The 18,859-nt window shown below is 71.8% G+C and carries 15 protein-coding genes, 1 tRNA gene and 1 pseudogene; 9 read left to right on the forward strand and 8 right to left on the reverse strand.

The window, feature by feature from the left end; all coding sequences use genetic code 11:
• Positions 1-128 precede the first annotated feature (128 nt).
• Positions 129-563, reverse strand: a complete 435-nt coding sequence (locus tag MMF94_RS42205) for a nuclear transport factor 2 family protein (RefSeq protein WP_241043135.1) — start codon at positions 561-563, stop codon at positions 129-131.
• A 78-nt stretch (positions 564-641) separates the two neighbouring features.
• Between MMF94_RS42205 and MMF94_RS42210 the strand changes: the two genes are divergently transcribed.
• The 3 genes from MMF94_RS42210 (at position 642) to MMF94_RS42220 (ending at position 3,233) form a co-directional block, all read left to right on the forward strand.
• The gene (locus MMF94_RS42210) at positions 642-1,199 is read left to right on the forward strand and encodes a TetR/AcrR family transcriptional regulator (RefSeq protein ID WP_241043136.1); all 558 of its coding nucleotides are present in this window, start codon (positions 642-644) and stop codon (positions 1,197-1,199) included.
• 238 nt (positions 1,200-1,437) lie between these two features.
• Positions 1,438-2,403, forward strand: a complete 966-nt coding sequence (locus MMF94_RS42215; protein WP_241043137.1) for an ATP-binding cassette domain-containing protein — start codon at positions 1,438-1,440, stop codon at positions 2,401-2,403.
• A gap of 56 nt (positions 2,404-2,459) precedes the next feature.
• Positions 2,460-3,233 (forward strand): ABC transporter permease, encoded by a 774-nt coding sequence (locus tag MMF94_RS42220; RefSeq protein ID WP_241043138.1) that lies wholly within the window; start codon positions 2,460-2,462, stop codon positions 3,231-3,233.
• Positions 3,234-3,286: 53 nt separating this feature from the next.
• On the opposite strand, the gene MMF94_RS42225 is transcribed toward MMF94_RS42220, so the two are convergent.
• Together MMF94_RS42225 and MMF94_RS42230 are read right to left on the reverse strand one after the other, a co-directional pair.
• On the reverse strand, positions 3,287-6,421 hold the full coding sequence (locus MMF94_RS42225) for an ATP-binding protein (protein WP_241043139.1): 3,135 nt from the start codon (positions 6,419-6,421) through the stop codon (positions 3,287-3,289).
• A gap of 42 nt (positions 6,422-6,463) precedes the next feature.
• Complete coding sequence (locus tag MMF94_RS42230; RefSeq protein ID WP_241043140.1) at positions 6,464-7,822, reverse strand: dipeptidase; 1,359 nt, start codon at positions 7,820-7,822, stop codon at positions 6,464-6,466.
• Between the two features lie 93 nt (positions 7,823-7,915).
• On the opposite strand from MMF94_RS42230, the gene MMF94_RS42235 reads away from it, so the two are divergent.
• Positions 7,916-9,586 (forward strand): fatty acyl-AMP ligase, encoded by a 1,671-nt coding sequence (locus MMF94_RS42235; protein ID WP_241043141.1) that lies wholly within the window; start codon positions 7,916-7,918, stop codon positions 9,584-9,586.
• A 581-nt stretch (positions 9,587-10,167) separates the two neighbouring features.
• On the opposite strand, the gene pth is transcribed toward MMF94_RS42235, so the two are convergent.
• The 4 genes from pth to glmU all read right to left on the reverse strand — a co-directional run bounded on the left by pth (position 10,168) and on the right by glmU (position 14,301).
• Positions 10,168-10,752 carry an aminoacyl-tRNA hydrolase gene (pth, locus tag MMF94_RS42240; RefSeq protein ID WP_241043142.1) on the reverse strand — a complete coding sequence of 195 codons (585 nt, stop codon included), beginning with the start codon at positions 10,750-10,752 and terminating at the stop codon, positions 10,168-10,170.
• A 2-nt stretch (positions 10,753-10,754) separates the two neighbouring features.
• Positions 10,755-11,390, reverse strand: a complete 636-nt coding sequence (locus MMF94_RS42245) for a 50S ribosomal protein L25/general stress protein Ctc (protein ID WP_241043143.1) — start codon at positions 11,388-11,390, stop codon at positions 10,755-10,757.
• 425 nt (positions 11,391-11,815) lie between these two features.
• Positions 11,816-12,787 carry a ribose-phosphate diphosphokinase gene (locus tag MMF94_RS42250; protein WP_241043144.1) on the reverse strand — a complete coding sequence of 324 codons (972 nt, stop codon included), beginning with the start codon at positions 12,785-12,787 and terminating at the stop codon, positions 11,816-11,818.
• A 5-nt stretch (positions 12,788-12,792) separates the two neighbouring features.
• On the reverse strand, positions 12,793-14,301 hold the full coding sequence (glmU, locus tag MMF94_RS42255) for a bifunctional UDP-N-acetylglucosamine diphosphorylase/glucosamine-1-phosphate N-acetyltransferase GlmU (protein WP_241043145.1): 1,509 nt from the start codon (positions 14,299-14,301) through the stop codon (positions 12,793-12,795).
• A 383-nt stretch (positions 14,302-14,684) separates the two neighbouring features.
• Here glmU and MMF94_RS42260 point away from each other — a divergent pair, with 383 nt between their 5' ends.
• Positions 14,685-15,122, forward strand: a complete 438-nt coding sequence (locus tag MMF94_RS42260) for an OsmC family protein (RefSeq protein ID WP_241043146.1) — start codon at positions 14,685-14,687, stop codon at positions 15,120-15,122.
• A gap of 364 nt (positions 15,123-15,486) precedes the next feature.
• The gene (locus tag MMF94_RS42265) at positions 15,487-15,792 is read left to right on the forward strand and encodes an antibiotic biosynthesis monooxygenase family protein (RefSeq protein ID WP_241043147.1); all 306 of its coding nucleotides are present in this window, start codon (positions 15,487-15,489) and stop codon (positions 15,790-15,792) included.
• 245 nt (positions 15,793-16,037) lie between these two features.
• Here the strand turns inward: MMF94_RS42265 and MMF94_RS42270 are convergent.
• Positions 16,038-16,108 (reverse strand) — tRNA-Gln (locus MMF94_RS42270).
• A gap of 220 nt (positions 16,109-16,328) precedes the next feature.
• Here MMF94_RS42270 and MMF94_RS42275 point away from each other — a divergent pair.
• From MMF94_RS42275 to MMF94_RS42285, 3 genes and pseudogenes are all read left to right on the forward strand, one after another.
• Positions 16,329-17,285: an acyl-CoA desaturase gene (locus MMF94_RS42275; RefSeq protein ID WP_241043148.1), complete on the forward strand. Its 957-nt coding sequence runs from the start codon at positions 16,329-16,331 to the stop codon at positions 17,283-17,285.
• Positions 17,286-17,481: 196 nt separating this feature from the next.
• A complete protein-coding gene (locus tag MMF94_RS42280; protein WP_241043149.1) occupies positions 17,482-18,759 on the forward strand; it encodes a class I SAM-dependent methyltransferase in 1,278 nt (425 codons plus the stop codon).
• A pseudogene (locus MMF94_RS42285) lies at positions 18,756-18,859 on the forward strand (glucose-1-phosphate cytidylyltransferase); the annotation flags it as partial. The gene MMF94_RS42280 and the pseudogene MMF94_RS42285, both read left to right, overlap by 4 nt.

Raw genomic sequence — 18,859 nt, forward strand, 5'->3', positions numbered from 1 at the left:
CGGCGCCGGGGCGCGGCCCCGCCGCGCGCCCCCGCCCCGCCCCCCCGGCCCCCCCCACCCCCGCGCCCCCCCCGCGGGGGGCCCGCGGGGGGGGGGGGGCCCCCCCCCCCCCCCCCCACGACCCGCGATCAGGACGCGAGAGCGGCCACCAGATCAGGGGTGCGCCCGAGCAGCGCGGCCGTAGCGATCGGGTCCATGTAGTCGTCGTACTCGACGATCTCGCCGTCGCGTACGCGGATCACCCCGAGCGCCCGGAACCGGTACGGGCCGCCGGTGGCGTGGGAATGCCCGTGGTGCTCGATCTCCGCCACGACGACCTCAGGGTCGTCCGTCTCGCGGACCACCACGTCGACGTCCTCGATCTCGAACATCGCGCGCCGTCCGGACGCGGCGCCGTGGTAGGCGCGGATCTCGTCCTGCCCGTGCAGCTCGCGCGGCATTCCAGGCGGGGCGAACGGGTAGCGGAGCACACCGTCGGCGGCGAAGAGGTCGGCGAACGTGACGCCCTCACCAGCCACCATGCGGCGCACCTGGTCGACGACTTCCCGCGGACTACGGCTCATGCATCCTCCCTAGAATCGGAACGGTGACCCCGCTTCGACTATACGGAACGAGCGCCCCGTTTAGCCAGAGGGGGCCGCGTGGCTGAGCGACCGCTGCGGGCCGATGCCCGCCGCAACCGGGAACGAGTGCTGGCCGCCGCTGCCGAGGCGTTCGCGGAGCGCGGGTACGACGTCCCGCTCGACGAGATCGCCACCGCGGCCGGCGTGGGGCCGGGCACGGTCTACCGGCACTTCCCGACGAAGGAGGCGTTGTTCGAGGCCGTGGCGCTCGCCCGCGTGCAGGAGCACGCGGCGGATGCGCGGGCCCGAGCCACGGCGGACGATCCCGGGGCGGCCTTCGACGGGTTCCTCGCCCGCCTCGCCGAGGAGGCGGAACGCAAACGTGACCTTCCCGATGCGCTCGCGGGAGCAGGGGCGCAGGGTGTCGCCGAAGCGGTGGCCGAGATGCAGGATGCGCTCGGTGTGCTGTTGGCACGGGCGCAGGCGGCCGGGGCCGTTCGTGGCGAGATCACTGTCAAGGATCTGATCGCCCTGCTCAAAGCCATGCTGTACGTGGTCCGCGCCGACCCTGAGCCCGAGCGACTGCAGCGCGTCTACGCCGTACTGCGGGACGGGCTCCGACCTCCGGCGGGCTGAGATCAATCTTTCGACCGATCCGCCCGATGGTCATCTCCTCTAACGTCGACGAGGTGCGGCCGGGTCGGGGGACCCGGAGGGGGGCACCGCACTGGGCGACCGGCCCACCGCTGATCGACGGAGGCGGCGGGCCGGTCGGAACCCTCGGCCGGTTCGCGTCCGGTCGCCCGGGTCCGTATCAGTGGCGCATCAGCGCGGTGTCAGTGGCGTATCAGCGGCCCGGCGCAGCGTCAGGGGCATGGAATCAGTCATCCAGGTCGAGGGCCTGGTCAAGAAGTTCGGGGGGACGGCGGCGTTGGCCGGCGTCGACCTCGTCGCGCGGCGAGGGGCCGTGCTCGGTCTGCTCGGCCCGAACGGCTCCGGCAAGACCACTACCGTGCGCGTGCTCTCCACACTGCTGCGACCGGACGGGGGTCGCGCGAGCGTGCTCGGGCACGACGTCGTCGCGCAGCCGGCCGCCGTCCGCAGGCAGATCGGGCTGACCGGGCAGTACGCCGCGGTCGACGAGGCACTGTCGGGTACGGACAACCTCGTACTGGTTGCACGGCTGCTCGACCTGCCCCGGCGCACCGCGCGCGCCCGCGCCGCCGAACTGGTGGAGCGGTTCGGCCTCACCGAAGCGGCAGCCAGGCGCGTCCGCACCTACTCGGGGGGAATGCGGCGCAGACTCGACCTCGCCGCGAGCCTGATCGGCCGTCCCCAGGTGCTGTTCCTCGACGAGCCGACCACCGGACTCGACCCCCGCCACCGCAACGAGGTGTGGGACAGCGTGCGCGCCCTCGCCGCCGAGGGCGTGACCGTGCTGCTGACCACGCAGTACCTCGAAGAAGCCGACCAGCTCGCCGACGACCTCGTGGTCCTCGACCGGGGGCGGGTGATCGCCGCCGGGACCCCGGCGACCTTGAAAGCCGAGGTCGGCGGGCAGCGGCTGCACGTGCGGCCGATGCACCGGGCCGACCTGCCGCTGGTGACCGCGCTGATGGCGGAGTTGGCCCCTGGCATCGAGCCCACCGTCGACGCCGGTGGCGAGCTGATCGTGCCTGCCGTCGACTCCGGGCTGCTGCACCGGGCCGGGGCCCGGCTCGACGAGGCCGGTGTCACCGTCGCCGAGCTGGGTCTGCGCTTGCCGAGCCTGGACGACGTCTTCCTGACCCTGACCGGACGGGTGGCAGGCCCGGCCGCCGCAACCGAGAGGGCCGCATGACCACCGCCACCACTGCACGACCGGCCACGTCCCATCGGACGGGGAGGCCGGGTGGAGTGCCCGTTCACCGGATCCCGTCCGGGCTGCGCCACGGCGCCACGCTCGTCTGGCGCGGTGTCGTCAAGACGATCAACTCGCCGGAGGCGCTGATCGACGTCACCCTGCAGCCGATCATCTTCCTGCTGCTGTTCGTCTACGTCTTCGGCGGCGCGATCTCCGGCGACACCAGCACGTACCTGCAGTTCGCGCTGCCCGGCGTGCTCGTGCAGACCGTGGTCTTCGCCTCCGCAGGCACGGGCGTGGCACTCGCCGACGACCTGCACACCGGCATCTTCGACCGGTTCCGCAGCCTGCCGATCTCGCGCTCCGCTCCCTTGCTCGGCGCGATCGGCGCGGACCTCGTCCGCTACCTGGCGTCGGGAGTGATCATGCTGGTGTTCGGCGTGATCCTCGGATTCCGGTTCGCCACGGGCCCGGTTGCCGTGGTGGCGGCTCTGGGCCTGGTGATGGTCTTCGCCTTCGCGTTGTGCTGGATCTTCACCGCGCTGGCGATGGTGGTGAAGGAGCCCCGGTCCGTGCAGGGCCTCGGCGCGCTGATCATGCTGCCGATCACGTTCGGCAGCAACGTGTTCGTCCCCGCCTCCACCATGCCCTCCTGGCTGCGTTGGTTCGTCGAGCTCAACCCGGTCTCGAAGATCGCGGACGCGGTGCGCGGACTGCTCACCGGTGGCCCCGTGGCCGCGCCGGCCACGGCGTCCCTGATCGCGGCTGCGATGGTCGTCGCGATCTTCGCGCCGCTCGCGGTGGCGCTCTACCAGCGCCGGACCTGACCGGCACGGTCCGTCCCGCCGCGTCGAGGGGCCGTGGCGGGACGGTCGGGATTTCAGATCGGCTGGGTGGACTTCTCCGCCAGGACCGCCAGGCCTTCGTCGCGCGGCAGCTCTCGGCCGCGCCGCACAGCGTCCTGCGCCGCGGCGGAACCGAGCGCGTCACGCACGCGGTCGAGGGCGGCGAGCACCTCCGGATTGCCCCGGTCGATGGCCCCGCGCTGGGCGGCCGCGATCCCGAGCAGCAGGCCGGCGCACTCCGCGTCGCCCTCGGCGAGCGCGACGAGCACGGCGACCTCGGCCACCGCCGCAGCGATGGGCCCGTCCCGGCTCTCCACCGCCGCGGTGACCGCCTCGGCGAGTGCCGCCCTGGCCGCCTGCCGGTCCCCCGCGGTGAGCTCGACCGCCGCCCGCGTCATCGCGAGGTACGCCGCGCGTTGTGGTGCTCCGCTGCCGCGCTCGCGCAGCTCGGTGGCGGCTCGGGCGACGTGGACGCGTGCCGCGTCGACGTCCCCTGCCAGGCGCTCGACCTGCGCGAGCGCGATCGACAGGAGCCCCGCCGTGCTGAACAGTCCGCGCGCCATGGTGCTTGCCCGCTGCAGCATCTCCCGCGCCGTGGCGACGTCACCGCGCCGGGCTGCGAGCATCGCGCGCTTGGTCATGAACTGGGGCAGGTCGTCGTCGTTGCCCAGGTCACCGGCGAGCGCGATCGCCTCGTCGTACGCGCGGGCGGCTGCGTCGTGCTCACCGGCGATGTCCTCCAGCTCGCCCAGCGCGTGCACGACGATGCCCAGCCCGAAGCGATCGCCCGTGCCGGCGAACAGCTCGTGCGCCGCGCGGAGGTACCGGCGCTGATCGTCGAGCCGGCCCTCGTTTTCCGCGATCTGGGCCTGCGTCTGCAGCGCGAAGGCGCGCACCCACGGATCAGCGTCCGTGGCGCAGAGCTGCGTGATCGGCCCTGGATCGGAGCCGGCGAACAACGCGTACACCGGGCCCAGCAGTTCCAGCACGGGTGGCAGTGGACGGGGAAGGCCGTCGGCGAGCGCGAGGGCGGCCTCGACGGCGCGCTCCGCCGCCGGCAGATCACCACGTGCGACGCCGACGAGGGCGAGATAGGCGGTGTTCATGGCGCGGGCCAACACCGGGGCCGGACCGGTGAGTGGCTGGACCGCTTCCACCCAGCGCACGGCCTCGTCGAACAGCCCGCGCACGATCCAGGCCCACGCCATCGCGGCGACGAGCCGGTGCGCCGTGCCCGCGTCACCCGCGGCAACTGCCCGGCGCAGCGCGACGTCGATCTCGTCGGCCTCGGCCCGCAACCGCGCCAGCCACGTGAGCTGCTCGGCCCTCCGCAGGTGAGGTTCCGCGGCTTCTGCCAGCTCGAGCACGAGAGCGGCATGTGCCGCCTCGGTGACCGCCCGTTCGCCGGACTCGTCGAGACGCTCGCCCGCATACTCCCTGATCGTCTCCAGCATCCGGTAGCGCGTGCTGCCGTTCTGCGGGATCGCGACGACCAGCGATTTGTCGACGAGCGCCGCGAGCAGCTCGAACACCTCACCCGGGGCCGGGCCCGCCGGGCCGGCGCAGACCCGCTCCGCAGCAGCAACGGTGGCGCCGCCGGCGAACGCGGCGAGCCGGCGCGCCACCGCCCGCTCCGGTTCGTCGAGCAGGTCCCAGCTCCAGTCGACGACCGCGCGCAGCGTCTGGTGGCGGGGCAGCGCCGTCCGGGCGCCCGAGGTGAGCAGCCGGAACCGGTCGTCGAGACGTGCGGCGATCTCCGTCGGCGTCAGCGACCGCAGGCGTGCCGCCGCCAGCTCGATGGGCAGCGGTTGGCCGTCGAGCCTGCGGCAGATCTCGGTGACGGCGGACTCGACGTCGGGGCCGAGGCCGAATCCGGGACGTACCGCCGTCGCCCGGTCGACGAAGAGCTGAACGGCGTCGACCGGCGCCAGCGCCTCGACGGGGTGCAGCACCTCGCCCGGAACTCCGAGAGGCTCACGGCTGGTGGCCAGCACCCGCAACAGCGGGCACGCGCCCAGCAGCGTCTCCGCGAGCACGGCCACGCCGTCCACCAGGTGCTCGCAGTTGTCCAGCACGAGGATCAGCTCGCGGCCACCCAGCGCCGTGACGAGCCGCGCCGTCGTCGGTGGGCCGGTGTCGTCCTGGATACGTAGCAGCAGCTCAGGCCCTCCGACCGCGGCGAGCACCGCGGCGGGCAGCTGTTCCGGGGCGGTCAGCGCGGCGAGCTCGGCAACCAGCGTCTCCGCGCCGTCGGCCCTGACGGCTTCCCGCGCGAGCCGCGTCTTCCCCGCGCCTCCGGGCCCGGTGAGCGTCACCAGCCGGGCGGTGCCGAGCAGCGCACGGATCCGTTCGACGTCAACCGTCCGGCCGACGAAGCTCGTCAGCGGGGCGGCCGGCGGGTGCGCCGAGAACGCGGGAGCAGGGGCCGTCACCCGTGCGGGAGTGGCGTCGCCCCGCAGGACGGCGAGCCGCGCCGCCTCGAGCTCGGCGCCCGGATCGACGCCGAGCTCGTCGGCCAGCCGCGTCCGGGTGCTGTCCAGCACAGCAAGGGCGTCGGCCTGCCTGCCGGTGGCGTGCAGTCCGCGGGCCAGCAGCACCGCCGTGCTCTCGCGCAGCGGGGCGGCGTCGAGCTGAGCTCGAAGGGCGTCGAGCTCGACGGCGGGCTGTCCGAGCTCCAGACCGAGCCGGGCCCGCCGCTCGACGGCGAGCGCCCGGCGCTCTCCCAGCCGATGTGCCACCGGTCCGGCGAAGGGCAGGTCGAGAACGTCGGTGAGCGCGGCCCCGTGCCACAGCGCCAGTGCATGGCCGAGGAGCGCATGCGCCGTCGTGTCGTCGGCAGCGTCCGCGGCCGTCAGCAGTGACGCGAACCGCAGTGCGTCGACCGCCTCCGGCTCCACCCGCAGCTGGTAACCGCGAGCGGCGGTGTCCACGAGATCGGCCCCGATCGCCCGGCGCAGTCGCAACACGAGCGCCTGCAGCGCGTTGACGGCTCCCTCGGGCGGTGCATCGCCCCACAGGTCGTCCACCAGCTCGCTCACGGCGACCGGTCGCCCGGCGTCGAGCGCGAGCCGGGCGAGCAACCCGCGCAAGCGCAGCCCACCGAGCGACACCGGGTGCTGCTCGCTGCCCGCAGGCCACACCTCCACGGCACCGAGCAGCGTGATCCGCACGCGGTCAGTGTGCCCGGGGAGTGCCGGGAGGTTCGCTCGTGGTCAGGAGGTGCTCGGGGCGAGCTCAGCGAGCAGGTGGGCTTCGCCGAGCACCGCCTTCCCGAACATCGCCAGGTCCAGGCTCTCGTCGATGCCGTGCCAACGGCTGGCCGGGTCGCCGACGCCCGTGACGAGCACGGTGGCGCCGGGGAAGGTGCGCGCGAACTCGGCGATGAACGGGATGGAGCCGCCGACGCCGGTCTCGACCACCTCGTTGCCGTAGGCCTGGGCGAACGCCCGGCGCACCGCGTCGTAGACGGCGCCGGTGGCTTCCAGTGAGAACGGCTCCGCCACCCCGGACTCCCGTGTGATGGTGACCTGCGCGCCCCACGGCACGTTGGCCTCGATGTGCTCGGCCAGCGCCTCCTGCGCCTTCAGGGCGTCCTCACCGGGTGCGAGCCGCATGCTCACGCAGGCGCGGGCGCGCGGGAGCAGCACGTTCGACGACTCGGACACACGCGGCGCGTCGATGCCGAGGACGGCCACGGCCGGCTTGTTCCAGAGGCGGGTGGGCACGCTGCCCGAGCCCAGCAGCTCGACGCCGTCGAGCAGCCCGACGTCCGAGCGGAGCGTGGCCTCGTCGAGATCGGGGCCCTCGGCGCTGCCGCGCACGAGCCCCGGGACGGCCACCTCGCCCTTCTCGTCGTGGAGGGAGGCGAGCCCGTGGCAGAGCGCCGTGAGGGCGTCGCCGACCGGGCCGCCGAACATCCCGGAGTGCGCCGGGCGCTCCAGCATCGCGACCTCGACGATGACGCTCACCAGGCCGCGCAGGCTCGTGGTGACGGCCGGGACGTCGACGGACGGGTTCGAGGAGTCTGCGATCACGATCACGTCGGAGGCGAGCGCATCGCGGTGCTCACGGAGCAGCGCGCTCAGCGTGGGGGAGCCGGACTCCTCCTCACCCTCGATGAACAACGTCACCCCGACCGGCGGCTTGCCCTCGTAGGCGCGCAACACCGCGAGGTGGGTCATCACGCCTGCTTTGTCGTCGGCCGCGCCCCGGCCGTACAGACGGCCGTTCCGCTCGGCCGGCTCGAACGGCGGGGTCGTCCAGTGCTCGTCGCCGCCGGTGGGCTGGACGTCGTGGTGCGCGTAGAGCAGCACGGTGGGTGCGCCCTCAGGGGCGGGCCAGTGGGCGACGACGGCGGGCGCGCCACCGTCGGCCGTGATGATCGTGACGTCCGCGGCGCCTGCTCCCCTGGCGAGCTCGGCGACGGCCTCGGCGCTACGGCGGGTGTCCTCCGCGTGGGACGGGTCGGCCCAGATGCTCGGAATCCGGACCAGCCTTTCCAGATCGGCGCGCGCGCCGGGCAAGGCTGCGGTCACGAGAGCGGAAAGGCGGTCTGCGGAGTGATCGGCCACCCCTCGATGCTAGTACCGCCCGGCCCGTCGTTCCGCCCGCTCGACGTGGGCGCCGGACGGTCAGGCGGTCGCGGAGACCGTAAGCTCTTGACCATGTCCCGGTTCCTGGCAATGCTGCTGGACTCCGCCACGCGTTCCACCAAAGGGATGACCACCGGCGAGCCCAGGACGGCAGTGCGGCGACCGTGGTCCGACGTGCACGCCGTCGCGCGGCGGATGGCGGCTGCGCTGGTCACGGGCGGCGGGGACGTGGCCGGTCTCCCACCGGGCGCCGCGGTCGGGGTCCTCGCCGGCGAGCCGGCGTCGATCGCCCCCGTCGCCCAGGCGGTGTGGTTCACCGGCGGCAGCGTCACGATGCTTCACCAGCCGACGGCGCGCACCGACCTCGTCTCCTGGGCCGAGGACACCGTGTCCGTCCTGCACATGATCGACGCGAAGCTGGTGCTGCTCGGCGCGCCGTTCGACGGGCTGGCGCCGGTGCTCGCCGAGCGGGGCATCGCCTACCGCACCATCGAGTCGCTCGACGCGGCCGGCGACTTCGTCCCCGACGCCGCGGCCGCCGGCGAGGACGACACCGCGCTCCTGCAGCTCACGAGCGGTTCCACGGCGGAGCCGAAGGCCGTGCGGATCACCCATCGCAACCTGCACTCCAACATCGCCGGCATGGTCCACGCCTCCGCGCTCGACGTGGGCCGCGACGTGATGGTGTCCTGGCTCCCGCTCTTCCACGACATGGGCATGGTCGGTTTCCTGACGGTCCCGATGACCACGGGGCTCGAGCTCGTGAGCGTCACCCCGGTCGACTTCCTCACCCGCCCGCTCCTGTGGGCCGAGCTGATCTCGAAGTACGGCGGCACGGTCACCGCGGCGCCGAACTTCGCCTACGCGGTGCTCGGCCGGCAGCTCGCCCGCGCCGACGAGGGCTCGCTCGACCTGTCGTCGCTCCGGATCGCCCTCAACGGCGCCGAGCCCATCGACCCCGACGCCGTGGCGGCGTTCACGTCGGCGGGCAGCCGCTTCGGCCTGCAACCGGAGTCGGTTGTCGCCGCCTATGGGATGGCCGAGACGGCGCTCGGTGTGAGCTTCGCCCCGCTCGCCACGGGGCTGGAGGTCGACCACATCGACGCCCAGCAGCTGGAGGAGCACCGGCGAGCGGAGCCGACGACCGGCGAGCCCCGCCGCCGCTTCCCGAAGCTGGGGCCGCCGCTCCTCGGCATCGAGGTACGGGTGGTGGGCGACGACGGCGCGGTTCTCGGCGATCGCGAGGTCGGTGTGCTGCAGCTGCGCGGCGAGTCGGTGACCCCGGGCTATCTCACCGTCGACGGCCCGGTCGCCACCCAGGATCACGAGGGCTGGCTCGACACCGGCGACGAGGGCTACGTCGTCAACGGCGAGGTGGTGGTCTGCGGCCGGCGCAAGGACGTGATCATCATGGGTGGGCGCAACATCTACCCCACCGACATCGAGCGTGCCGCGGCCCAGGCCCACGACGTGCGCGCCGGCAACGCCGTGGCCGTCCGGATGCTCAGCGGCACGGAAGGCGCTATGCACCGCGAGTCGTTCCTCGTGGCGGTCGAGTCACGCAAGGCGGGCGACCCGGAGGCCGAGCAGGTGATCCGCAAGGACGTCACGCGGCAGGTGGTCTCCGCGGTGGGGGTGCGCCCGGCCGAGGTCATGGTGCTGGGGCCCGGCACCCTGCCCAAGACCCCCTCCGGCAAGCTGCGGCGGGCCGCCACGGGCGAACTGCTGCGGGCCCGCGTCTGAGGGCAGCTGCACGGCGCCGGAGCGGCCCGACCGCTGATCACTGCGGCGGCGGCCCAGCTCCGGGCGATGATCACCGTCTCGGGCCCCGCGGCGACATATGACGCGGCTGGGCGTCCCCATTCGTTGATCATGACGGCGGGCCGCCGCCGGGTGATGGCTGATCTGCGCAGCCGCAAGTCGTGATCACTGACTCGGGCCCCGCAGCCGCGTCAGGTGCGGTTCTGTGTCCCCAATTGCTGATCATGAGGGCGGCGTGTGGGGGCGGGCCGTCGCGGGGGTCTGCGCGGGTGATGGCGGCCCGTCGGGCTGGCGGAGGCGAGGGGTGGCTCGGGTTACCGCCTGTTGATCGCTGCTCGGCGGCCGCGGCCTAGGCCCGGCGAGCTGGCTGCCATGATCATCAGTTTGGGCCTCGTAGCGGTATATGACGCTGCTAGGCGTCCCCGTTCGTTGATCATGGCCGCCGGTCGCCGCCGGGTGGCGGCTGATCCGCGCAGCCGCAGTTCATGATCACCGGTTCGGGCCCCGCAGCCGCTCACCGCACGGCTCTGCGTCCCCGATCGTTGATCAACGACGCAAGCGGGTCAGCCCGAGAGGGCGTGAAACTTGTTCTGCGCCGGTTCGAGGCCGTCGGAGAGCAGGGCCTCGGCGGCGTCGGCGGCGAGGTCGACGGCGAACTCAAGCTCCTTCTTCTCCGCCCCGGAGAAGCGCTTCAGCACGAAGTCGGCCGGGTCCTGCCGGCCCGGGGGCCTGCCGATCCCGAAGCGGACGCGCAGGTAGTCCTTCGTTCCCAGCGCGGAGCTGATGGAGCGCAGGCCGTTGTGGCCGCCCTCGCCCCCGCCCCGCTTGAGGCGCACCACACCGAAGCCGAGGTCGAGGTCGTCGTGGACGACGACGACATCCTCGATCGGCACGGAGAAGTACTTCGCGAGCCCGGCGACGGGCCCCCCGGAAACGTTCATGTACGTGCGCGGCTTGGCGAGCACGACCCGCCGTCCGGCGAGCCTGGTTTCGAGCACGTCGGAGTTGGTTCGGTGCCGGGAGAAGCGGCCACCGCCGGCCCGCGCCGCAAGTAGTTCGACGACGCGGAATCCGACGTTGTGCCGGGTCTCGGCGTAGTCGGGGCCCGGGTTGCCGAGCCCGACCACCAGAGCGGGGCCCGGCGTCATGGTCAGCTCTCGGTGGGCTCGGGCGCCGGGGTCTGCGGGGCTTCCTCGACGACGCCGGCACCCTCGGTGTCGATCTCGCCCTCGAGCTGGGCCTCGGTCGGGGCGGCGACGATGTTGATCACGAGGACCTCGGCGTCGGCGCGCAGCGTGGTGCCTTCGGGCAGCGGCACGTCGGCGGCCTGGATCTGGGTGCCGACCTCGAGGCCCTCGACGGACACCTCGACGTGCTCCGGGATGTTGGAGACGTCGGCCTCGACCTCGATGTTGTTGAGTTCCTGGGTGACCAGGGTGCCGGGCGCGGCGTCGCCGACGACGACCACCGGGACCTCGACGGCGACCTTCTCGCCTCGCCTGATCACCAGCAGGTCGACGTGCTCGATGTACGGCCGGATGGGGTGGGTGACCACGGTCTTGGTCAGCGCGAGCTGAGGGCGGCCGCCGATGTTGAGCGTGATCACGGCGTTGCGGCCCTGCTCGCGGACGACCCGCTTGAACTCCAGCTCCGGGAGCGAGAGATGCTGCGGGTCGGTGCCGTGCCCGTAGAGCACAGCGGGGATCTTGCCTGCGCGACGTGTGCGGCGGGCGGCGCCCTTGCCGAACTCCGTGCGGGTCTCGGCGTCGATACGGGCCTCGGCCACGGTACTTCTCCTCGATAAAGCGTGCTGCGACATGGACGCGCGGCGAGGCAGACCGGCCGGGCCGGGGCTGCGTCGATAACGGCAGGCTAAGAAGGAACACCCACCCTCGCCGCGGAACTGGCGTCAACGATACGCGACGCGCACCGCGCTCCTCGCCAGACCCTCGCCCTTACGAGCGTCACTCGCTGCGGTGACTTCGGCCGCTCCTGGGCGTCCACCGACCCGGGCATTGCGGTCGGATGGCGCTGGTAGAGCCGTCCGAGCGCTGTGGGTACTTGCGAAAGCCGAGCCAGTCAATCGGTGACGACCGCAGACAGGGAGTTGTGGATCACGAGGCAGAGCGCGCCACGCGCTTCCGGTGCGGCCGACGGCTGTCGGTGGATCGGCGCTTCCGTGGCCGCACCGGAGTGTGATTCGCGGAGTCCCTACGCGTTGCCGTCGAAGAGGCTGGTGACGGAGCCGTCGTCGAACACCTGGTGGATGGCCTCGGCGAGCAGTGGGGCGATGGAGAGCACGGTCATCGCCGGGAACCGCTTCTCGTCCGGGATCGGCAGGGTGTCGGTGAAGATGACCTCGCGGGCCCCGCAGGCGGCGAGACGCTCGGGTGCGGGCCCGGAGAGAACGCCGTGCGTCGCTGCGACGACGACGTCCAACGCGCCCTCGTTGAGGAGCACCTCGGCGGTCTTGGCCACGGTGCCACCGGTGTCGATCATGTCGTCGATCACCACGCAGAGCCTGCCCTCCACCTCACCGACGACGCGGTTGGCGACGGCCTCGTTCGGCCTGCGCGGGTCGCGCGTCTTGTGGATGAACGCCAGCGGCGTGCCGCCGAGGGTCTCGGCCCAGCGCTCGGCGAGCCGGACGCGGCCGGAGTCGGGGGAGACGACGGCGAGCGGGTGGTCGGCGTAGGTGCGCTTGACGTGCTCGGCGAGCACCGGCAGCGCGAAGAGGTGGTCGACCGGCCCGTCGAAGAAGCCCTGGATCTGGGCGGTGTGCAGGTCGACCGTCATGATCCGGTCGGCACCGGCGACCTGGAACATGTCGGCGATGAGGCGGGCCGAGATCGGCTCGCGCCCACGGTGCTTCTTGTCCTGGCGCGCGTAGCCCCAGAACGGCATGACCACGGTGATCCGCTTGGCGGAGGCCCGTTTCAGCGCGTCGACCATGATCAGCTGTTCCATGATCTGGTCGTTGATCGGCGCCGAGTGCGACTGCAGGACGAAGGCGTCGCAGCCGCGAACCGACTCCTCGAACCGGACGAAGATCTCACCGTTGGCGAACGAGTACGCCGACTGGGGCGTGATCGTCACGTCCAGGTGCTTGGCGACCTGCTCGGCCAGCTCAGGATGTGCACGCCCCGAGAAGAGCATGAGGTTCTTCTTCGGGACTGCCGACATCGTGCTCACCGTGCTGTGCCTCCATCGCCATTGTTCGCCCCTTCGACCGCCCTGGCGGCGGCCTCAGCGGCCGGGGTGTCGGGCCGCTTCTTCTCGACCCACCCCTCGATCGTGCGCTGTGCCCCGGCGGACACGGCGAGCGCCCCCGGCGGGACGTCCTCGCGCACGACCGCGCCGGCCCCTGTGTAGGCGCCGTCGCCGACGTGCACCGGGGCGACGAAGGTGTTGTCCGAACCGGTCCTGACGTGCGATCCGATGACGCTGCGCTGTTTGCGCACACCGTCGTAGTTGACGAAGACCGAGGACGCGCCGATGTTGCTGTACTCGCCGATCGTGGCGTCGCCGACATATGTGAGATGCGGAACTTTGGTGCCCGTGCCGATGTCGGAGTTCTTGACCTCGACGAAGGTGCCGATCTTGCCGCGCTCGCCGAGCCGTGCCCCCGGCCGCAGGTAGGCGAACGGCCCGACCGACGCGCCCGCGCCGATGGCCGCGCCGGTGCCGTGGGTCCGGATGACCCTGGCCCCGGCGCCGATCTCGCAGTCGGTGAGCGTGGTGTCCGGCCCGACCTCGGCCCCGCCGGCGACGGACGTGCGGCCGTGCAGCTGGGTGTGCGGGTGCAGCACGACATCCGGCTCCAGCCGGACCTCGACGTCGGTCCACGTGGATGCCGGGTCGACGACGGTGACGCCCTTGCGCATCCAGCCGTCGAGCAGGCGGCGGTTCAGCTCGGCGCGGATGGCTGCGAGCTGGACCTGGTCGTTGACGCCACGTACCTGCCAGCCGTCGACGCAGCGCACGGCGCGGACGTCGACGTCGTTGTCGTGCGCAATCTTGACGAGGTCGGTGAGGTAGAGCTCGCCCTGGCTGTTGGCCGCGCGCAACCTGATGATGGTGGCGAGGAGGTACTCGGCGTCGAAGGCGTACACCCCGGAGTTGACCTCGGTGACCGCCCGCTGCTCCGGTGTGGCGTCGGCCTCCTCCACGATCCGGGTGACGGTGCCGTCCGACTCGCGCAACACCCGGCCGTACCCCGTGGGGTCGGCGAGCTCGGTGGTGAGGAGGGTGAGTGCCGCCCCGGAGCTCGTGTGGTCGGCCATGAGGTCGGTGAGGGTGTGCGGGTCCAGGAGCGGGACGTCGCCGTAGGTGACGAGGACCGGTCCCGTGATCGTGGACGGCACGACCTCGAGCGCGCACCGCACCGCGTGCCCCGTGCCGAGACGCTTCTCCTGTTCGGCCGCGAGCACCGGCCGGGCGAGCTCCTCGCCCAGTGCGGTGACGGCGTCGCCGACCTGGTGGCGGCCGTGGCCGACCACGACGACGAGGTGCTCGGGTTCCAATGCGGCAACCGCGTGGACCGCATGCCCGAGAAGGCTGCGCCCGGCGATCGGATGGAGGACCTTCGGCACGGCCGAGCGCATCCGGGTGCCCTCGCCCGCAGCCAGCACGATCGCGGCGGCCGGGCGGACGGGTGCGCAGTCGCCGGTGCGTCCGGGCTCGTGACTGTCGACCATGGAGCCCACTCCCTGTTCTACTGCTGGTGGTCACCGTGGCGAGCTGACGGCGATACCGAACCTGGTGCGGTGCGGCACGCCGGGCCGGCGTCGGGGACCTGGAAATCCTACGGGGTCGGTAGGTACCCCGCCGTCGAGCCCATCGTCGCGGCCGGCACCTGGACGGACGTCTCGCCACCGGCCGGCGGGCCTGCGTAACGGCGCGGGGACAGTCCACGACTTCCTGGCCGTGAGCCACCCCGAATGGCTGACACACGGTCCGGCCGGACCGTTCGCCGTGCATCCTGCACCGGTCGTCTCACCGGCCGCGCCTGATGGATAGTTCGCTCGTTCTCGGGGGTTGTCACAGAAGGAAGATCACGACCGCTCTCAGGAGGCTTTCGATGCCCACGCGCACCGCCCGCACGGCCTGGAACGGCACCCTCGAGCAGGGAGCCGGCCAGGTCGAACTCACCAGCAGTGGCGTGGGCACGTACGACGTGAGCTTCCCGAAGCGCACGGCGGAGGACGCAGGCGGCACCACCAGCCCGGAGGAGCTCATAGCGGCGGCCCACTCGTCCTGCTACGCGATGCAGCTGTCTGCGCTCATCGCGCAGGCCGGTGGCACGCCGCAGTCGCTGGACGTCACCGCCGACGTCACCCTCGGTCCGGACCCCAAGGGCGGGTTCGCGATCACGGGCATCGCACTCACCGTCCGCGGCGAGGTCGAGGGACTCGACGCGGCGGGGTTTGAGAAGGCCGCACTCGCGGCCAAGGAAGGGTGCCCGGTCAGCAAGGCACTGGCCGGCACCACCATCACTCTGGACGCCGGTCTGGAGTGACGGACCGGGGCCTGCCGTCATGGGGGCCCCGCTGGTAGGGAAACAGAGGAGTGGCATGAGGTGCACGGGGAACGGGCGTCCGCCCGAACCACCCCAGCCGCCGCCGGCGCCGAACGGGCGCTGAGGGGAGATTGCGCAGCGGTCACCATCGCTGCGCAAGCAGGGGAGTGAACATCCACGCTGAGGGGGCCCGCAAGGCGATCACCATCGCCGAGCGGAACTCGCGTAACGAAACACCAGTACAAGCAGAACCGCACCAACTGACCGATCCATGACAACCGTCCCGGGGCGGTCCCGCTGAATTGAGGCGGGGCCGCCCCGGTTCGTCTACGGCGCCGGTCGGACCGCGCGTAGGGTCGGCTTCATGATCCGCGAGATCGCGCTGATCGACGTTCGTGAGGGCGGCGAGAACGATTTCGCCTCCCGGTACGCCGAGGCGCAGGCGATTTTGACCGGAACGCCGGGATGTCTCTCGGCCCGGATGTTTCGCGGGGTGGAGAGCCCCACCCGGTTCGTCGGGATGGTCGAGTGGGAGTCGCGCGACGCCCATCTGCAGAACTTCCGGGGCACGGATCGGTACAGCCGGTACGTCGCGCTTCTGGGTGAGTTCCTGGCCGCGCCGCCCGTCGTAGAGCACTTCGTCCTCTACGACGAGAAGCCGGAGCTCTGACGGTCGTCCCCGGCAGACGCGCCCCGTACCCGGGTCGTCGCAGGTCGTGGCGGTTGCGCGGGGGATGTCACCCGCTCATCTCATCGCTGTGACGAAAACCGCTCGCGGGCTCGGCGCCCCGCTCGGGCGACCCGAATTCGGGCCACTCCCGACACCCACCGGGACGACGGGCGCGGCCTGGAACGCCGGCTGCCGGCGCCCGTGCCGCTGCGGCACGACGTGGTCGGCGAGGCGCTGACCTGCTGCTCCGCCGCCAGGATTCGAACCTGGACCATCGGAACCAAAATCCGAGGTGCTGCCGTTACACCACGGCGGACAGGCCTTCATCCTGTCACGCAGTAGGAACACCGGTTGCGGCGGACCACGGCCGGGTATGCGATGGAGCGCACTGCGAACCGGGCGATTCGCCTGTTGTTCCCGTGGCGGGGGCTGTGTGGCCGGGTCCTGATCACCTAGCCTCCGGAACGGGTGCGGTCCGCAGGCCGCGCGGGCCGCCCGGCCGTCACCCCCCCAGACACTCATCCGCGAGGAGCCCCATGACCGCCACCGTCTCGGACGCCGACGGAAGTCGGCCGACGTCGGATCCGAACCCGGTGATCTCCGGCCGACGCACCGCGTTCCAGCACTCGCTGATCTGGGTTTTCGTCGCGGGGCCGATGGTCGCGCTCGCGCTGGCCGTGCCGTTGGCGTGGGGATGGGGGGTGGACTGGCACGACCTCGTGCTCCTCGTCGTGTTCTACGTGCCCGCCGTGCTCGGCATCACGGTCGGCTTCCACCGCCACTTCACGCACAAGTCGTTCAAGGCCAAGCCGTGGCTGCGGGTCGCGATGGCGATCACCGGTTCGCTGGCCGTGCAGGGCAACATCCTGAACTGGGTGGCCGACCACCGCCGCCATCACGCCTTCTCCGACCGCGAGGGTGACCCGCACTCGCCGTGGTTGTTCGGCACGTCGCCGCTGGCCGTGGCGAGGGGCTTCCTGCACGCCCACATGACCTGGTTCTTCGACCGCAACGAGACCAACCACCGGCGGTTCATCCCGGACCTGCTCGCCGACCGCGCGATCGTGCGCGTGAGCAAGACGTTCGGTATCTGGGTGGCGGTCAGCCTGCTGCTTCCCGCTGTGCTGGGCGGGCTCATCTCGTGGTCCTGGGTCGGCGTGCTCACCGGCTTCTTCTGGGGCGGGCTGGTGCGCCTCGCGATCTCCAACCACGTCACGTGGTCCATCAACTCGATCTGCCACATGATCGGCAGGCGCCCGTTCCGCTCGCGTGACCGGTCGCACAACTTCTGGCCTCTCGCCGTGCTGTCCATGGGCGAGTCGTGGCACAACCTGCACCACGCCGACCCGACGTGCGCGCGTCACGGCGTCCTGCCCGGCCAGATCGACATCTCGGCCAGGCTCATCTGGATATTCGAGAAGCTCGGCTGGGCGTACGACGTGCGTTGGCCCACTCCCAAACGGCTCGCCCGGCTCAGTAGCCAGGAAGCGTGAGCCTCGCGTTGGAGCTACGGGCGATTCCACCGCTTTGACCAGCATGTATGCCCCCAGTAGGGGGCCGGAAGGGCGCGCGTGCGGCCCACCCGGGTGACCTACCCGCGGGGGAGTGCTGGGCTGTTCGTGAAACACTGGCTCCCGTGCGCAGACTGGAGAACCGTCACCGGCGCGACACGAGCGGGGGGGCGCCGCAGTGCTGACCGAGAACGCAGCTCATGCGGGTGACGCGCCAACCGCCGCGCCCCTCGTCACGTGCCGGCTCTGCGGTTCGGCAGAGCTCAGAAGTTTCCTGGATCTCGGGGCCACCCCGCCGTGCGAGCTGTTCCTCACGGCGGAGGCCACGGAGCGTGCCGAGGCCACCTATCCGCTGCACGTGCGGGTGTGCGACAAGTGCCTGCTCGCGCAGCTTCCTCCGCTGATCACGCCGGAGGAGACCTTCACCGAGTACGCCTACTTCTCGTCGTTCTCCACATCATGGGTCGAGCACGCGAAGCGCTTCGTCGGTGAGTCCGTCGAGCGGCTCGGCCTCGGCCCCGAGTCGTTCGTCGTCGAGGTGGCGAGCAACGACGGCTACCTGCTGCAGCACGTCGTCGAGCGGGGCATCCGCTGCCTGGGCATCGAGCCGTCGGTCAACGTGGGCGAGGCCGCTCGGGAGAAGGGTGTGCCCACCCTCACGGCGTTCCTCACCCCGGAGACCGGTGCGTCGGTCCGAGCCGAGCACGGTCCGGCCGACCTCGTCTGCCTCAACAACGTCTACGCCCACATCCCCGACGTCGTCGGGTTCACGCAGGGGTTGCGGGCGCTGGTGGCCGACGACGGCTGGGTGTCGATCGAGGTGCAGCACCTGCTGACGCTGGTGGAACGCACCCAGTTCGACACGGTCTACCACGAGCACTTCCAGTACTACACGCTGCTCACCGGCCAGCGGGCGCTCGAGTCGGGCGGCCTGACACTCGTCGATGTCGAGCTGCTGGACACCCACGGCGGCTCCATCCGGATGTGGGCCCGGCCCACCGAGATCGCAGGCGAGCCGTCGGAGCGCGTGCGTGCGGTCCTCGCCGCCGAGGAGGCGGCCGGGCTGCACACCGCCGAGGGCCATGACGGATTCGCCGAGGCGGTCTCGCGGGTGCGTGACGACCTCGTCGCCTTCCTCATCGAGGCGCGACGGGCGGGCAAGACGGTGGTCGGCTACGGGGCGCCGGGCAAGGGCAACACCCTGCTGAACTACTGCGGCATCCGCCCTGACCTGCTGAAGTACACAGTGGATCGCAACCCGTACAAGCACGGGCGGTTCACCCCCGGTACGCGTATTCCGGTGCTCGCGCCGGAACAGATCGCGAAGGACCGGCCGGACTACGTCCTGATCCTGCCGTGGAACCTGCGCGACGAGCTGATCGACCAGCTGTCCTACGTCCGCGAATGGGGCGGGCAGTTGGTGTTCCCGATTCCTGCGCTCGAGGTGATCGCGTGAAGGTCGTATTGTTCTGCGGTGGTTACGGCATGCGGATGCGCGATGGCGTGTCGGATCTGCCGAAGCCGATGCACCCGGTGGGGCCGCGGCCGCTGATCTG

The organism is Pseudonocardia alaniniphila, from assembly GCF_022524485.1.
Classification (GTDB): Bacteria; Actinomycetota; Actinomycetes; order Mycobacteriales; family Pseudonocardiaceae; genus Pseudonocardia; species Pseudonocardia alaniniphila.

What these genes read in the sequence shown, in the direction of transcription:
- MMF94_RS42260 (WP_241043146.1), top strand. Translation starts at nt 14,685, where the DNA reads ATGCCCACGCGCACCGCCCGCACGGCCTGGAACGGCACCCTCGAGCAG.
- MMF94_RS42205 (WP_241043135.1), bottom strand. Translation starts at nt 563, where the DNA reads ATGAGCCGTAGTCCGCGGGAAGTCGTCGACCAGGTGCGCCGCATGGTG.
- glmU (WP_241043145.1), bottom strand. Translation starts at nt 14,301, where the DNA reads ATGGTCGACAGTCACGAGCCCGGACGCACCGGCGACTGCGCACCCGTC.
- pth (WP_241043142.1), bottom strand. Translation starts at nt 10,752, where the DNA reads ATGACGCCGGGCCCCGCTCTGGTGGTCGGGCTCGGCAACCCGGGCCCC.
- MMF94_RS42275 (WP_241043148.1), top strand. Translation starts at nt 16,329, where the DNA reads ATGACCGCCACCGTCTCGGACGCCGACGGAAGTCGGCCGACGTCGGAT.
- MMF94_RS42215 (WP_241043137.1), top strand. Translation starts at nt 1,438, where the DNA reads ATGGAATCAGTCATCCAGGTCGAGGGCCTGGTCAAGAAGTTCGGGGGG.
- MMF94_RS42265 (WP_241043147.1), top strand. Translation starts at nt 15,487, where the DNA reads ATGATCCGCGAGATCGCGCTGATCGACGTTCGTGAGGGCGGCGAGAAC.
- MMF94_RS42235 (WP_241043141.1), top strand. Translation starts at nt 7,916, where the DNA reads ATGTCCCGGTTCCTGGCAATGCTGCTGGACTCCGCCACGCGTTCCACC.
- MMF94_RS42250 (WP_241043144.1), bottom strand. Translation starts at nt 12,787, where the DNA reads ATGTCGGCAGTCCCGAAGAAGAACCTCATGCTCTTCTCGGGGCGTGCA.